Source organism: Kitasatospora sp. NPDC004289 (assembly GCF_053602875.1).
Genome location: NZ_JBSGEL010000002.1, coordinates 213472 through 228369, shown reverse-complemented (window position 1 = coordinate 228369; position 14898 = coordinate 213472). Strand labels below are relative to the sequence as shown.

Here is a 14898-nt window from a genome sequence, read left to right as displayed (position 1 = left end):
AACGGAGCGATGATGACCACCGAAGTGCGCTCGCTCCGCGAGTTCAAGATGCCGGACGTCGGCGAGGGCCTCACCGAGGCCGAGATCCTGACCTGGTACGTCAAGCCCGGCGACGTGGTGACGGACGGTCAGGTGGTCTGCGAGGTGGAGACCGCCAAGGCGGCGGTCGAGCTGCCGATCCCCTTCAACGGGGTCGTCGACCAGTTGTTCTTCCCCGCCGGGAGCACGGTGGACGTCGGCACGGCGATCATCTCGGTCGCGGTCGGCGAGGGTGCGGCCGAGCCCGCTCCCGCCGCCGCCCCGGCCGCCGAGGCGGCTCCGGCCGCCGCCGCTGCCGCCGAGCCGGAGCGCCGGGAGGTGCTGGTCGGCTACGGCCCGCGCACCGGCACCGTGCAGCGCCGGGCCCGCAAGACCTCGACGGCCCCGGTCGCCGCCGCTCCGGTCGCGGCCCCCGCCCCGGTCGTCGCGGCCCCGCCCGTGGTGGTGCCCGCGCAGGCCGAACCGGCCGGTGGCGAGCGGCCGTTGGCGAAGCCGCCGGTCCGCAAGCTGGCCAAGGACCTGGGCATCGACCTGCGGACCGTCACCCCGACCGGCAAGGACGGCGTGATCACCCGCGAGGACGTGCACGCCGCCGCCGCTCCGGCTCCGGCTCCGGTTGCCGCCGCTCCGGCTCCGGCCGTGGTGGAGACCGAGGTGGTCGAGACCGTCGCCGCCGCGGTCGCGTACGGCACGGACGTCCGGGTGCCGGTCAAGGGCGTCCGGAAGGCCACCGCGCAGGCGATGGTGGCCTCGGCGTTCACCGCCCCGCACGTCACCGAGTTCGTCCAGGTCGACGTGACCCGGACGATGAAGCTGGTGCGCGAGCTCAAGGAGAGCGGCGAGCTGGGCGCCGGCGTGCGGGTCAGCCCGCTGCTGCTGGTGGCCCGGGCGCTGCTCACCGCCGTCCGTCGCCACCCGGAGATCAACGCGGCCTGGGACGAGGCCAACCAGGAGATCGTGCTCAAGGGGCAGGTCAACCTCGGCATCGCCGCGGCCACCCCGCGCGGTCTGCTGGTGCCCAACATCAAGGACGCCGGGTCCAAGACGCTGCCGCAACTGGCGGTCTCCCTCGGCGAGTTGACGGACGTCGCCCGGCAGGGCAAGACCTCGCCGGCCGACCTCTCCGGCGGCACCATCACCATCACCAACGTCGGCGTCTTCGGCGTCGACACCGGCACGCCGATCCTCAACCCGGGCGAGGCCGCCATCCTCGCCTTCGGCGCCGTCCGCGAACTGCCGTGGGTGCACAAGGGCAAGGTCGTCCCGCGCCTGGTCACCACCCTGGCGCTGTCCTTCGACCACCGCCTGGTGGACGGGGAGCTGGGCTCCAAGGTGCTCGCGGACACCGCGGCCATCCTGGAGCGCCCGAAGCGCCTGATCACCTGGAGCTGACGCTCCGTCGGACGAACCCGAACGGGCCCTACCCACCTGGTGGGTAGGGCCCGTTCGGCCGTTCTCAGTGGGAGCGGCTCCACCGGACGGCCGCGAGGACCCCCGCGCCGAGGGCGATGGCGCCCAGGGCGGAGAGGACGAGGAAGGTGTTCGGCGTGCGGGGGCCGGTGCTGGCCAACTCCGGTGCGGCGGCGTCCTGCTGGACGGCGGTCGCGGAGGCGCTGGGAGAGGCGGACGGCGCGGTCTTCGGTGCCTCGGCGGCGGCCTTGACGACGGGGGCGGCCGCGGAGGGCTTCGCGGTGGGGGTGGACTTCGGGGCGGAGGCCGGGGTCACCCGCAGGGTCGCGCCCACGCTGCCGCCGTTGAGGTCCTCGCCCTGGGCGAACACCGTGTACGAGACGGTGTCCAGGGCCTTCGGCACGGCGGCCACCAGCGAGAAGCGGAACGAGAGTTCGGCCGACTCGCCCTGCTTCAGCGCCAGCCGGGGCAGCACGTCCTGGTTGACCAGGCCACGGGTGCAGCCCAGCTGGAGCCCGAGCTTCTTCCACGGGCCCTTGCCCTGGCGCCACTCCACGGCGACCTGCTTGACCGCCACGTCGGCCTTCATGTCGTAGTAGTGCCCGACCGAGAACTGCGGCTCGACCTGCTGGTACGGGGCGTCCGTCCGGTTGGTGATCCGGACCGGCACCTCCACCTGGGCACCGCCCGCCGTGATCGTGGTCGGCAGGGTCTTGAGCGCCTTGACCTCCAGGGTGCCCCGGTGCTTCGCGGCCGGGGCGGAGTGCGGGGTGGGCGTGGCGCCGCAGACCGCCCAGGCGGAGGTCGAGCCGGTGGCGATCGGGAGGCCGACGGCGAGGGTGAGGGCGGCGGCGGTGACGGCGAGCGGGCGGGCGATGCGCATGGTGGTGGTCCCCGTGAGGTCGAGAAGTGAGTGGTGGTCAGCGGGCGGTGCGGCGGCGGGCGAAGAGCAGGGCGGCGGTGCCGACGGCGAGCAGGGCGGCGGCCGAGCCGACCAGGGCGGCGGTCGGGGCCTTCGGGCCGGTGGAGGCCAGCTCGGCGGGGGTGGCGGCGGGCTCGGCGGCCGGGGTGGCCGTGACCGAGGCGCTGGGGGTGGGCTTCGGGGCCTCGGCGACGGCTGCGGCGGGGGCGGCGGCCTTGGTGGCGGAGGGGGTCGGCTTCGGGGTGGCCGGCTTCGGGGGCGTGGTGGGCCGGACGACGGTCACCGTGGTCGGGAGGTCGGCGGCGTAGAGGTGGAACGACTTCTGGACGGCCGGGGCGCTGCTCTTGAGTCCGATCCGGAACGTGAACTGCTTGGACTGGCCGTCCGCGAGCGGGCCGTTCAGCGCCGAGGTGTCGGCGTTCAGCAGCGGGTCACAGCCGCGCCGCAGCGGGAGGTTCTTCCACTGGCCGTTCACCTTGGCCTCGACCGTGATGTCCTGCGGGCGGAGGTGGACCTGCCGGAGCTCGGCCTTGCTGAGCCCCGCGACGTCGTCGCCGAAACCGGACTGCGGGTTCCAGAGGGCGAGGTGCGGTGCGATGCGCTTGTACGCCGAACCGGTCCCGTTGTGCAGGGAGAGGGTGAACTCGACCTTGGCGCCGCCGGCGGTGATCTTCTTGGGGGTGTTCCCGACGAACAGGACCGACGGCTCGCCGGCGTGCTGCTCGCGGGGCTGCTCGGCGGCGGCCGAGGAGGGCTGGTCGCCGCAGGCCCAGGCGGTGTCGGCGGTGATCAGGGTGATGCCGCTGGTGAGCAGGAGGGTGGCGACGGAGAGCGGGGCAAGCTTCGCAAAACGGTTGATAACGGACGTGCGCATGACGTGTCCCCCCAGGGAGTCCGGTCTGACGGTGTGTGAGGTGAAGGACCCTGCGGCGCCGGTCCCCTCGCCGGGGCCGCTCTCCGTGCCTTCAACCGTTAAGACGTCCATCCCCCCGGGGGGTTGCAGGTGAGTTCAAAAGTTTTTTCGGAGGGCTCCGGCGGGCCTCCGGGATACTGCCCGGGTGACGAAACTGCGGGGGAAGACCGAGGATCCGACGGCTGCTCAGGACGGGCGCCCGTCGCTGCGGCGGGACGTGTCGGGGCCCGCGCTGCTGGCCGGGCTGGTGTGCGTGGCGGTGTCGTTCTCCGGCCCGCTGGTGGTGGTGCTGGCGGCGGCGCAGGCCGGGCGGCTGGACCAGGGGCAGACCGCCTCCTGGATCTGGGCGGTCTCGATCGGCAGTGGGCTGAGCTGTCTGCTGCTCTCCTGGTGGACCCGGACCCCGGTGATCGCGGCCTGGTCCACGCCCGGTGCGGCGCTGCTGGTGACCAGCCTGGGCGACTACCCGTACCGGGAGGCGGTCGGGGCGTTCCTGGTGAGCAGCGTGGCGGTGACGCTGTTCGGCGTGACCGGCCTGTTCGGGCGGCTGATGCGGGCGATCCCCACCGGGATCGTGAACGCGATGCTGGCCGGCATCCTGTTCTCCTTCGGCGCGGGCATCTTCACCTCGGTGAAGAGCGCCCCGGTGCTGGTGCTCGGCAGCTTCACCGCCTTCCTGCTGGCCCGCCGTTTCGTGCCCCCGTACGCGGTGCCGGTGGCGCTGCTGGCCGGCGGGGTGCTGGCCGCCGTCACCGTCGGGCTGCCGCTCCACCTCGGCCAGGGCGGGCCGGTGCGGCCGGAACTGACGGTGCCGCAGTTCAGCTGGGCGGCCACCGTCGGTCTGGCGCTGCCGCTCACCATCGTCGCGCTGGCCTCGCAGAACGCGCCCGGCCTCGGGGTGATGCGGGCCTCCGGCTACGACCCGGACGACCGGCTGCTGATCGGTGCGACCGGCGGCCTCTCGGTGCTGCTGGCCCCGTTCGGCTCGCCCGGGGTCAACCTGGCCGCCATCACCGCCGCCATCTGCACCAGCCCGGAGAGCCACCCCGACCCGCGCCGCCGGTACGTGGCCGGGATGTCCACCGGCGTGCTCTACATCCTGATCGGCAGCTTCGCCGGGGTGCTGGTCAGCCTCTTCACCGGTCTGCCGCCCGCGTTGATCGCGGTGATCGCCGGGGTCGCGCTGCTGGCGTCGTTCCAGGGCAGCCTGATCGGCGCGGTGACCGAGCCGATCGGGCGGGACGGGGCGGTGGTGACCTTCCTGGTGACCGCCTCGGGGATGACCCTGTACGGGATCGGCTCGGCGTTCTGGGGGCTGCTGTTCGGCGTCGGGACGCACCTGGTGCTGGAGGCGGGGCGGCGCGAGAAGGCCTGACGGGAGGTCAGCAGGTCCGCGGGCTGGGCCGAATGGCTGCCGCCGTCCCCCTCCCCGGTGCCCGTTCCCGCGCGGCGCGCGGCAGCTGACCGGACCGGGCCCGGTGCCCGCGCATGCTGGGCGTGACCTGCGCGGTGGCGCGACCCGCGCACCGGAGCTCCGGCGTGCCGCCAGGGTTCGGACCGCCGCGCGGGAGGGGGCCGGAGTGGACGAGGGCGGGACGTCACGGCTGGCCCGGCGCCAGCGCGCGGCACTGGTGGTGGCGGTCGGGGCCGCCCTGGTCTCCACCGGCGGCTGGGCCGCCTCCTCCCTGGTGGAGTCCCCGGCCGAGCGGACCGTCGGGGCCGCACCGCCGCCGCGCAGCCTGCTCACCGCCCCGGTGACGCTGCGGGCGCTCACCCCCTCGGTGGTGGCCCGGGGCCAGGTCTACCCGCCGACCCGGTACGAGGTGACGCCGAGGGCCTCCTCGCCCGAGATCACCCAGCTGTTCGTCTCCGCGCTGGCCGTCCGGCCGGGCGAGCAGGTGGAGAACGGCCGTCTGCTCGCCGTGGTCTCCGGCCGGCCGCTCTTCGTGCTGCACGGCGCCGTCCCCGCGTACCGGGACCTCAAGCCCGGCTCCACCGGCCCGGACGTCGCCCAGCTCCAGAAGGCCCTGGAGGAGCTGGGCTTCGGTCCGGGCGGCGATCCGGAGGGCAGCTACGGCCGGGGCACCGCGAAGGCGGTGGGCGACTACTACCGCAGCATCGGGCAGACGGCGCCGACCCCGGGGCCGGAGGCCCGGCAGGCGGTGGACGCGGCCCGCCGGGCCGTCGAGGCGGACCAGCGGCAGCTGGCCGAGACCGCCGCCGACCCGGAGCGGTCGGCCCAACTGCCGGAGGCCCGGCGGAGGCTGACGGTCAGCCGGGAGGAGCTGGCGAAGGCCGAGGCGGCCAACGGCCCGATGGTCCCGGCCGGCGAGGTGGTGCTGCTGCCCTCCCTCCCGGCCACCGTGACGGCCGTCAACGCGCCCGTCGGGGCCCCGGTCTCGGGCCCGCTGCTCTCGCTGGTCGGCGGCGGGCTGGCCGTCACCGGTCGGCTGACGCCCGCTCAGGCCACCTCGGTGCAGCCCGGGATGACGGTGGAACTGCTCGCCGAGGTCAGCGGCGCCACCGCCCGGGGCACCGTCACCGGGCTCGGCGCCCCGACCGGCCTGCCGCCCGCCGGGCAGGTGGTCCCGATCGGCGGCCCGGCCCCCGCCCCGGCCGACCCGGCCCGGCCGGGCCCGCTCTACGTCCCGCTGCAGATCACCACCGAGCAGGGCCTGCCCGCGGCCCTGAACGGCCAGGACGTCCGGCTCACCGTGCTGCAGGGCCCGGCCGCCGAGCCGGTGCCGAGCGTGCCGGTGGCGGCGGTCTTCACCGACTCGGCCGGGCGCACCGTGGTCACCCGGGTCACCGAGGACGGCCGCCGCGAGGTGGTCGCGGTCACCACCGGTGCCACGGTCGGCGGCTGGGTCGCGCTGACCGGCGGCGGCCTGGCGGCCGGTGACCAGGTGGCGGTCGGCTCGTGACGGTCCTCGAACTCCGGGCGGAGCCGGGCGGGTTGACCGTCGAGGCGGGGGAGTGGGTGGCGGTCGCCGGGCCGCCCGGTCTGCTGCCGCTGCTCGGCCTGTTCGAGGCCTCCGCCCCCGGTGGCCTCCTGCTGGAGGGCACCGACACCGGGCGGCTCACCGAGCGGGAGCGCGCGGTGCTGCGCGGCCGCCGGATCGGCCTGCTGCTCCGCCGTCCCGCCCTGCTCCGGCTCCGCACCGCCGAGGAGAACCTGCTGCTCGCCCAGGTCTACGTCCGCACCCCGCGCGCCGAGCGGCGCCCGGCGGCCCGGGCCGCCCTGGAGCGGGCCGGCCTCGGCGACCGCCCCGGCGCGCTGCCCGGTGCCCTCACCGCCGCCGAGCGGTGCCGCCTCGCGCTGGCCCGGGCCCTGGTCAACCGGCCGGCGCTGCTGCTCTGCGAGGAGCCGGTCGAAGGCCTGGACCCGGCCGGGGCCGAGGCGGTGCTCGCCCTGCTCGACCGGCTGCACGGCGAGGGGCAGACCGTCCTGGTGCTCACCCGGGACCCGGCGGTGGCCGACCGGGCCGGGCGGACGGTGCGGATCCCCGACGGGGCGACGGCCGAAGCGGCGGTGGTCTGAGGTGCTCCGCAAGCCGCGGCCGGGGACGTGGTCCGCCCTGCGGGACCTGGGAGCCGAGACGCTGGCCGGACTGCTGGAGCGGCCCCGGCGCACCCTGCTCACCCTGCTCGCCCCGGCGCTCGGGACCGCCACCCTGGTCGCCGCGCTCGGCCTGACCGCCACCGCCGACGGCCAGGTCCGCCCCGGCTACGACCTCACCAGGGCCACCACCGTCACCGCGGTGGACCAGCCCGACGCCACCGGACTGCCCCCCGGGGCCGCCCCGCCCACCGGCCTGCCGCCCGACACCGAGACCCGGGCGGCCCGGATCTCCGGGGTGACGGCGGCCGGGGTCTGGTGGCGGGTCGGCGACGGCATCCGGATCGGCACCGGCCCGGCCGCCGAGGGCCTGCCCGGCCCCGGCCCGACGGTCTTCGCCGCCAGCCCCGGAGCGGTCGCCGCGATGGCTCCGGAGCTGACCGCCGGAGTGACGCTCGACCAGTTCCCGGAACGGCGGCGGCTCCCCGTGGCGCTGCTCAGCGAGGAGACCGCCGCCCGCCTCGGCATCGGCCCCGGCCTGGTCGCGGCGCAGCCCGCCGTCTTCCTGGACGGCCTCCCGTTCACCGTGATCGGTCTCTACCGGCAGGTCGCCCGGGCCCCCGAGACGCTGCACGGCCTGATCGTCCCGGCCGCGACGGCGCTGGAGCGCTTCGGCAATCCGGGACCGGCCGGGCGGGAGTCCGCCAAGGTGCTGGTCGCCACCCGCCCCGGGGCGGCCGGGGTGGTGGCCCGTCAGCTCCCGGCGGCGCTGCGCCCCGAGGCCCCGGACCGGCTGGCCGTGGACGCCCCGCCCGACCCGTACGAGCACCGGGGCGCCGCTCCCCGGCGCACCGGACTCCTGGTGGCGCTGGCCCTGGCCGGCGCCTGCCTGGCCGTCGGCGCGGTGGTCATCGCCTCGGCCGGCCTGCTCGCGGTGGGGGAGCGCGCGGCCGAGACCGGGCTGCGGCGCTCGTTCGGCGCCGGGGCCCGACAGGTCGGGGCCCAGTTCCTCGCCGAGGCCGCCACCGTCGGCACCCTGGGCGGCCTGGCCGGCACCGGCCTCGGCGTGCTCGCCGTCCTCGCCGTGGCGCTCGTCCGGGACTGGACCGCCGTGCTGCCGGCCTGGGCCGTGCTCCCCGCGCCGCTGCTCGGCACCGTCCTCGGCCTGCTGGCCGGCGCCCACCCGGCGCTCCGGGCGGCCCGCACCGACCCGGTCGCGGCCCTGCGCGGCTGAGGCCGCCGCCGCGGGGCGCGCGGCGCTCGGCGCGGGGCCGCCGCAAGCCGGGTGGGCCGCGCGGCGGAACCGGTTGGTCCGGCCCGGGGAACCTGCGGCGCGGGAGTGCTGCGGGGGCGCGGGGTGCGGGTACCTCTCCGCGACCCCCACCCTGGCCCCCGCCGGGTGACCGGAGCACCGAGGACGTACCCGTATGGCGCCTGGCGATACCGGACACCGCGTCCGCCGAGGAGCGGGACGCGGCCTGGCCGTGCTCCTGCTGCTCCCGGTGGCCGGGCTGCCCGCCGCCCTGGAACTCACCGCCCGGTCGCCCTACGAGGTCATCGGCGTCCCGTCGCCCGCCCCCGACCGGGCCGCCCCGCCGAACGGCGTCGAACGGCCCCCCGGGCCACCCGCCACCACGCCGGGCACCGCCCCGACCGTGGACATACGGCGCACCGGTGACCCGGCCAACCGGATCACCCTGGTCCTGCTCGGCGACGGCTACACCGCCGACCAGCAGGAGCTGTTCCGCCGTCAGGCCGACCAGGCCTGGCACGCGCTGATGGAGATCGAGCCCTTCCGCAGCTACCAGGGCTTCTTCAACATAAGGCGGGTCGAGGTGGTCTCCCCGACCCCCGGCATCGCCGAGGGCGAGCCGGCCGTCCGCCACCCCGGCACCCCGCTCGGCATGCACTTCTGGTGCGAGGGCACCGCCCGGCTGCTCTGCGCCGACGAGGCCGCCACCGCCCGCCTGGCGGGGGAGGGCGAGGGCCCGCAGTACCTGATCGCCCTCGCCAACTCCAGGGAGTACGGCGGTGCCGGCGGCACCGGGGTGACCACCCTGGCGGGCGGCAGCCCCGACGCCGGACGGATCATCCAGCACGAGATGGGCCACACCGTCGGCGACCTCGGCGACGAGTACGACAGCGCGCCGGGCGACGCCGACTACCCCAACCTCTCCACCGTGGACGCCGAGGAGATGAGGCGCCGTCAGCTGAAGTGGTGGCGCTGGCTGGGCGCCGAGACCTCCGACGGCGGCGGCACGGTCGGCACCTACCGGAGCGCCAACGGCACCTTCCGCCCCACCGTCGACTCGGTGATGCGCACCCTCGGCGGCAGCTACAACCCGCCCTCCCGGGAGGCCATCGTCAAGCAGCTCTACCAGCGGATCAGCCCCGCCGACCGCCCCGAACCGACCCCGGGCGCGATCACCGGCCGCCCCCGGCTGCTGGTCCGGCCCGTCCCCCTCACCGGGGACCGGCAGCTGGTGGTCGAGTGGCGGGTCGACGGCCTCCCGGTGACCAGCCCCGCCCCCGACGGCAGCTGGCTGGAGACCACCGCGCTCGCGGTCCCCGCCGGACGGACCGTCACCGTCTCGGCCACCGTGCGGGACGACACCGACTGGGTCCGGGACGAGGCGTTCCGGGAGCAGCGGATGACCCGGACGGTGAGCTGGACGCTCAAGGGGTGAGACGGTGCTTCGTGCACGACGGCCGGATCCCGGCTGTTGACGGGCTGCTTAACCTGTTCGGGTGAGCACCGACCCGGAGACCGTCCCAGCCCCCACCGTCGCCGCCGTCCCCGGTCAGCGGGCGCCGGTGCCGGTACCCGCGCCCTCCGCAGCGCCGGGCGGGCGGGCCGCCTGGTTCGCCTGGGCGGTGGCCGCCACCGTCTACGTGCTCGCGGTGATCCACCGGACCAGCCTCGGCGTGGCCGGCATCGACGCCGCCGACCGCTTCGGCATCGGCGCCTCCGCGCTCTCCACCTTCGCCGTCCTCCAGGTCCTGGTCTACGCGGCCATGCAGATCCCCGTCGGCCTGCTGGTCGACCGGTACGGGCCCAAGCGCGTCCTGCTCGGCGGCATCCTGCTGCTGAGCCTCGGTCAGCTCGCCTTCGCCTTCTCCACCGCCTTCGGCCCCGCCCTGGCCTCCCGGGCCGTGCTCGGCTGCGGCGACGCCATGACCTTCATCAGCGTGCTCCGGATCGCGGCCCGGTGGTTCCCCGCCGCCAAGAACCCGATGGTCGCCCAACTCACCGGCCTGGCCGGCATGGGCGGCAACCTGCTCACCACCGCCGTCCTCGCCCAGACCCTGCACAGCGAGGGCTGGACCGCCTCCTTCGCCACCGTCGCCCTGCTCGGCGTCGCGGTCTTCGCGGCCGTCGCCCTGCTGCTCCGGGAGGCACCCCCCGGCGCCGCCCCGCTGCCCTCCACCGCCGACGGACGGCCCTCGCTCCGCTCCCAGGTCCGCGACTCCTGGCGCGAACCCGGCACCCGGCTGGGGCTGTGGGTGCACTTCACCACCGCCTTCCCCGCCGGAGCCTTCGGACTCCTCTGGGGGATGCCCTACCTGGTGGAGGGTCAGGGCCTCTCGCGCGGCGAGGCCGGCGGCCTGCTCACCCTGTTGGTCTTCTCCAACATGCTCTTCGCCCTGCTGCTCGGCCGGCTCCTGCTCCGCACCGTCCGGGCCCGGATGCCCGTCACCCTCACCGTGATCGCCACCACCGCCCTCACCTGGGCCGCCGTCCTCGCCTGGCCCGGCGCCACCCCGCCCACCTGGCTCCTCGTCACCCTCCTCGTGGTGATGGGCAGCAACGGCCCCGCCTCCCTCGTCGGCCTCGACTACGCCCGCGCGAGCAATCCCCCGACCCGCCTCGGCACCGCCACCGGCATCGCCAACATGGGCGGCTTCCTCGGCATCGTCACCACCCTGCTGGGCGTCGGCCTCCTCCTCGACGCCCTCACCCCGGCGGGCGCGGCACACACGGCGGACGGGTACCGGTGGGCGCTGTGCTGGCTGTACGTGCCGCTCGCCTTCGGCACGGGCATGATCCTGCACCTGCGGCGGAAGGTCGCGTAGGGTTTCCGACCTGCGAGAACGACGAAACCGTAGGACCGTCCGAGGGTATGGAGAACGCCTTCACCCTCGGACTTCTGAGGGTGAAGGCGTCCTGTTCCCGCTACAGCAGACCGCTGCGCCGCATCAGGTCCACGAACTCGTCCGGCCCGGTGCTGAACCGGAACGGACCGACCTCGCCGTGCACCGTTCCGCCGAGCGAGGGCTCGGGCGCGGGAGGCCGGGCGTTGAGGCGGCGGACCAGGTCGACCAGCTTGAGCTTCTCGCAGCGCGGGATCGCCTTGCCGCCGCGGATGCCCACGTGCTCGAAGCTCAGGCACTGGAAGTACCCGCCGAAGGGCGGCCCGCTGTCGTCCTGACGGCTCGGCACCCGGAACTCCATCTCGCCGTGCCGGCAGTGCACCGTCCCGTCGGAGCGGACGTGGAAGTCTGGCCCGAGGTCCTGCTGGACCTCCGCGACGATGTGCACCTGCTGCCCGATCGCGTCCGCGAGGGTCTCCGCCATCCGCTGCTGCTGCCGCGGCACGTCGGTGTCACCTCGCCGGATCGACGGCAGCAGGTCGGCGGTGACCCACTCCTGGAAGGGGCGGGCCGAGGGCTTACGCGACCTCATGATCACGAGGTAGAGACCCGCCTCGTTGATCAGGTTGAGGAACGGGTTCCCGCGGACGGGGGCATTCCCACCTGCGGAAACGTCGTGTGCCTGAGTTGAACTCAGGCATACCGAGCGCATGTCGACGGTCCGGGTGTTCTCCGGTCCGACCAGGCGGCTGGCCCAGCTCGGGCTGCCCCGGTGGAGCACCGCGCACACGTCGGCCGTGACGAACCAGGGCTCGCCGTCGATCATCACCACCCGGATCGGCTGGCCGGTGACCGGGAAGCTGGTGCGGACCAGTTCCATCGACTCGTCGTTCATGACAGCCCCTCAATTCTGTTCGGAGGTATGGGCTGTCTGGCACAACGAGGCCGAACGGGTGACGTACTGGCCCGCCCCGGCCGCACGGAAGCGCGAGGTGCGCCACCCCGCGTGCGCGGCGGGAGCGCGCCTCAGGGGGTGACGGCGAAGTGGTCGAGGATGCGGTCGGCGAGTTCGTGGTCGCCGTCGACGGTGACGGGGCCGCGCTTGCCGCGGCCGCAGGAGAGGCGGAGGAAGGTCTCCCAGTCCATGCCGAGCGAGACCGTCGGGGCGAGGGTCACCGACTCGTCGACGGTGCCGCGGCCGTCCGCTCCGACCCGGACGGTGCGGAAGAACTCCAGCGGGCCGGTGACGTCCAGGGCGACGGTGGTGCCGAGGGGTGCGCCGGCCGATTTGGCGACGGTGCGGGGGAGGCCGGCCAGGAGCTGGTCGCGGGCGATCCGGGCGGCGGCGGTGTCGAGGTTGCCGGGGACGCCGAGGGCGCGGCGCAGGTCCTGCTCGTGGACCCAGACGTCGAAGACCCGCAGCTGCAGCAGGGTCAGGTAGGGGACGTCCCGGGAGAGCGGGCCGGCCGGCCAGCGGACGAGGTCCTCGGCCTGGTGGCGGGAGTCCCGCAGGGCGCGCGAGCGCCGGATGATCGTGTACTCGAGCTCGCTGGTGAGCTCGGGCGGGGTGTGGCAGCGCCGCTTGTCGACCGGGAGCTCCATGTAGCGGGCGAAGTCGCCGCTGACGTGCCGGAGGTCGGAGGGGAGGGAGTGGATCGGGCGCGGGTCGCCGAGGAGTTCGGACTCCAGGGCGATGATGTGCGAGACGACGTCGCGGACGGACCAGCCGGGGCACTCCGTGGCGCGGTTCCAGGCGTCGCCCGGGAGGGCGGCGACGAGTTCGGATATCGCCTCGATCGACTGCGTCCAGGCGTCGACGCAGGTCTGCACGGTCGTCTCGTTGTCGGTCACGGGTTATCCGGCCCTCCGTCAGTTCCCTACCTCGGCGCCAAGGTCGGGGCTTCCCCGCGCGGGCGCTACCCGCACGTTACGCTGCCGGGTGACAGCAGGGCAGCGCTTTCGGGTGACGATCGTAGGACTGGTCCCATGGACGGTGGTAGTGTGCGCGCCTCATTGATCCAACTCGCCGTGTCCGACGCCGAGCCGGTGGCCGAACGCCGGGCCAGGGCGGCCGCGTTGGTCCGCGCCCAGGAGGGCGCCGACCTGGTGGTGCTGCCCGAGCTGTGGCCGCTCGGCGGGTTCGCGTACGACGCCTGGTCGGACGGGGCGGAGCCGCTGGACGGCCCGACCGCCGAGGCGATGTCGGCGGCCGCCCGGGCGACCGGGGTGTGGCTGCACGCCGGTTCGATCGTGGAGCGCGATCCGGACGGCCCGATCTACAACACCTCGCTGCTGTTCGCCCCGGACGGCGAGCTGGCCGCGACGTACCGCAAGATCCACCGCTTCGGCTTCGACAGCGGCGAGGCGGTGGCGATGGGCGCGGGGCAGGAGATCGTCACGGCCACCACCGAGCTGGGCACCCTCGGTCTGGCGACCTGTTACGACCTGCGCTTCCCGGAGCTGTTCCGGGCGCTGCTGGACGCGGGGGCGGAGCTGCTGGTGGTGCCGGCGGCGTGGCCGGAGCGCCGCCGCGAGCACTGGACGCTGCTGGCCCGGGCCCGGGCGGTGGAGGAGCAGGCGTACGTGCTGGCCTGCAACACCGCCGGGACGCACGCCGGGGTGGAGCAGGGCGGCCACTCGATCGTGGTGGACCCGTGGGGCAAGGTGCTGGCCGAGGCCGGTGCGGGCGAGGAGGTGCTCACGGTGGAGTTCGACGGCGCCGGGGCGGCCAAGGCCCGGGCCGAGTTCCCGGTGCTCCGGGACCGCCTGCTCGGAATCCCGGCCCCGGTCCAGCGCTGACCGCGCTCCGGCGCCGGCCACCGGCGCCGGAGCCCCCCCGCAGGAACCGTGCTGACCTGCGGACACGGTCGAATGTCCGGATATGGAGGCCGTGAGGCTCTTGCGCACCAGCTGGGCGCATTTGAGAAGATGAGCCTCGGTCGTGTTCCCGCCCGGGCCGGCCGAGGGCCAGCACGGAGCCGGAGAGGAGCCCGACGACCGCATGTCCAGCACCCTGGGGCTCCCCGGCGACGGCCGTCCGGCGATCCAGCGCAACAGCCTGCGCGAGCAGATCGCCGCCGCGCTCCGCGAGGAGATGATGGCCGGCCGGCTGGAGGCGGGCCGCAACTTCACGGTCAAGGAGATCGCCGAGCTCTACGGGGTCTCCGCCACCCCGGCCCGCGAGGCGCTGGTCGACCTGGCCGCGCAGGGCCTGCTCCGGGCCGAGCACCACCGGGGCTTCACCGTCCCGGAGTTCTCCTGGACGGACTTCCTGGAGATCTTCGAGGCCCGCGCCCTGCTCACCGACTCCGCCCTGCGCCAGCTCCACGGCCGGGTCAGCCGCTACGACTGGCACCGTCTCCCGTCCCTGCGACGCCGCGCGGAGGCTGCCCAACGGGCCTCCCGTGCCGGGCAGTTGGACGTCCTGGTCGGCTGCGACCTGCGGTTCTGGCACGAGGCCGCCGTCCTGCTCGACAACACCCGGATCGCCGGCTACCTCGGCTGGCTGCGGGTGCAGTCCTGGATGTACGCCGCCCCCCACCTGCGGGCCGCCGACTCCATGGAGGGCGTCTGCTGGGACCGCCACCCCGAACTGGTGGACCGGATCGAGGCCCGCGACATCTCCGGTGCGCACCGGATCGTGAACCAGTACAACCTGTTCACCGTCGAGCTGCTGGCCAGGCTCGGCGGCCACTCGCTGGAGTCGGTGGCCGTGCTCTCCCTGCTGCGCGCGCCGGTCCCCGGCGGCGGCCACCCCGGGCCGCCCGGGGCCGTGGAGCCCGCGGCCGGTCCGGCCGCGGAACCGGAGGTCGGCCACGGCCTGGTGCCCCTCCCCAGGGCCGTCCCGCCCGGCCGCTTCGGCCGCCCGTCCGCTCCCCGCGGCGGGAAGCCGTCCGAGGAGCCCGCCGCGCGCCGGGAGGCCCTGCCCGGGCAGTAGGGTGGGCTCTCCGTTGCCCACGCCCC

General features: G+C 75.2%; 13 protein-coding genes. 9 read left to right on the top strand and 4 right to left on the bottom strand.

Features of this window, described 5'->3' with window-relative positions:
* Nucleotides 1-12 precede the first annotated feature (12 nt).
* A complete protein-coding gene (locus tag ACWEPF_RS02510) occupies nt 13-1431 on the top strand; it encodes a dihydrolipoamide acetyltransferase family protein (RefSeq protein ID WP_452171066.1) in 1419 nt (472 codons plus the stop codon).
* A gap of 64 nt (nt 1432-1495) precedes the next feature.
* On the opposite strand, the gene ACWEPF_RS02505 is transcribed toward ACWEPF_RS02510, so the two are convergent.
* Nucleotides 1496-2332 (bottom strand): hypothetical protein, encoded by an 837-nt coding sequence (locus ACWEPF_RS02505; protein WP_452171065.1) that lies wholly within the window; start codon nt 2330-2332, stop codon nt 1496-1498.
* A 37-nt stretch (nt 2333-2369) separates the two neighbouring features.
* A complete protein-coding gene (locus tag ACWEPF_RS02500; protein ID WP_452171064.1) occupies nt 2370-3245 on the bottom strand; it encodes a hypothetical protein in 876 nt (291 codons plus the stop codon).
* Nucleotides 3246-3429: 184 nt separating this feature from the next.
* On the opposite strand from ACWEPF_RS02500, the gene ACWEPF_RS02495 reads away from it, so the two are divergent.
* The 6 genes from ACWEPF_RS02495 to ACWEPF_RS02470 all read left to right on the top strand — a co-directional run bounded on the left by ACWEPF_RS02495 (nt 3430) and on the right by ACWEPF_RS02470 (nt 10917).
* Nucleotides 3430-4659 carry a benzoate/H(+) symporter BenE family transporter gene (locus ACWEPF_RS02495; RefSeq protein WP_452171063.1) on the top strand — a complete coding sequence of 410 codons (1230 nt, stop codon included), beginning with the start codon at nt 3430-3432 and terminating at the stop codon, nt 4657-4659.
* A gap of 205 nt (nt 4660-4864) precedes the next feature.
* Nucleotides 4865-6208 (top strand): peptidoglycan-binding protein, encoded by a 1344-nt coding sequence (locus tag ACWEPF_RS02490; protein ID WP_452171062.1) that lies wholly within the window; start codon nt 4865-4867, stop codon nt 6206-6208.
* Nucleotides 6205-6825: an ATP-binding cassette domain-containing protein gene (locus ACWEPF_RS02485; RefSeq protein ID WP_452171061.1), complete on the top strand. Its 621-nt coding sequence runs from the start codon at nt 6205-6207 to the stop codon at nt 6823-6825. The genes ACWEPF_RS02490 and ACWEPF_RS02485 overlap by 4 nt, the downstream gene beginning before the upstream one ends.
* A 1-nt stretch (nt 6826) precedes the next feature.
* Complete coding sequence (locus ACWEPF_RS02480; protein ID WP_452171060.1) at nt 6827-8077, top strand: ABC transporter permease; 1251 nt, start codon at nt 6827-6829, stop codon at nt 8075-8077.
* 193 nt (nt 8078-8270) lie between these two features.
* A complete protein-coding gene (locus ACWEPF_RS02475; protein ID WP_345290474.1) occupies nt 8271-9530 on the top strand; it encodes a M64 family metallopeptidase in 1260 nt (419 codons plus the stop codon).
* Nucleotides 9531-9591: 61 nt separating this feature from the next.
* Nucleotides 9592-10917 carry an MFS transporter gene (locus ACWEPF_RS02470; protein WP_452171059.1) on the top strand — a complete coding sequence of 442 codons (1326 nt, stop codon included), beginning with the start codon at nt 9592-9594 and terminating at the stop codon, nt 10915-10917.
* A gap of 100 nt (nt 10918-11017) precedes the next feature.
* Here the strand turns inward: ACWEPF_RS02470 and ACWEPF_RS02465 are convergent, their stop codons facing one another.
* On the bottom strand, nt 11018-11830 hold the full coding sequence (locus ACWEPF_RS02465; RefSeq protein ID WP_452171058.1) for a BRO-N domain-containing protein: 813 nt from the start codon (nt 11828-11830) through the stop codon (nt 11018-11020).
* 131 nt (nt 11831-11961) lie between these two features.
* Nucleotides 11962-12786, bottom strand: a complete 825-nt coding sequence (locus ACWEPF_RS02460) for a maleylpyruvate isomerase family mycothiol-dependent enzyme (RefSeq protein WP_345290471.1) — start codon at nt 12784-12786, stop codon at nt 11962-11964.
* 150 nt (nt 12787-12936) lie between these two features.
* On the opposite strand from ACWEPF_RS02460, the gene ACWEPF_RS02455 reads away from it, so the two are divergent.
* Nucleotides 12937-13734: a carbon-nitrogen family hydrolase gene (locus tag ACWEPF_RS02455; protein WP_345290470.1), complete on the top strand. Its 798-nt coding sequence runs from the start codon at nt 12937-12939 to the stop codon at nt 13732-13734.
* Nucleotides 13735-13936: 202 nt separating this feature from the next.
* A complete protein-coding gene (locus ACWEPF_RS02450; RefSeq protein ID WP_452171057.1) occupies nt 13937-14872 on the top strand; it encodes a GntR family transcriptional regulator in 936 nt (311 codons plus the stop codon).
* The last annotated feature ends 26 nt before the right edge of the window (nt 14873-14898 follow it).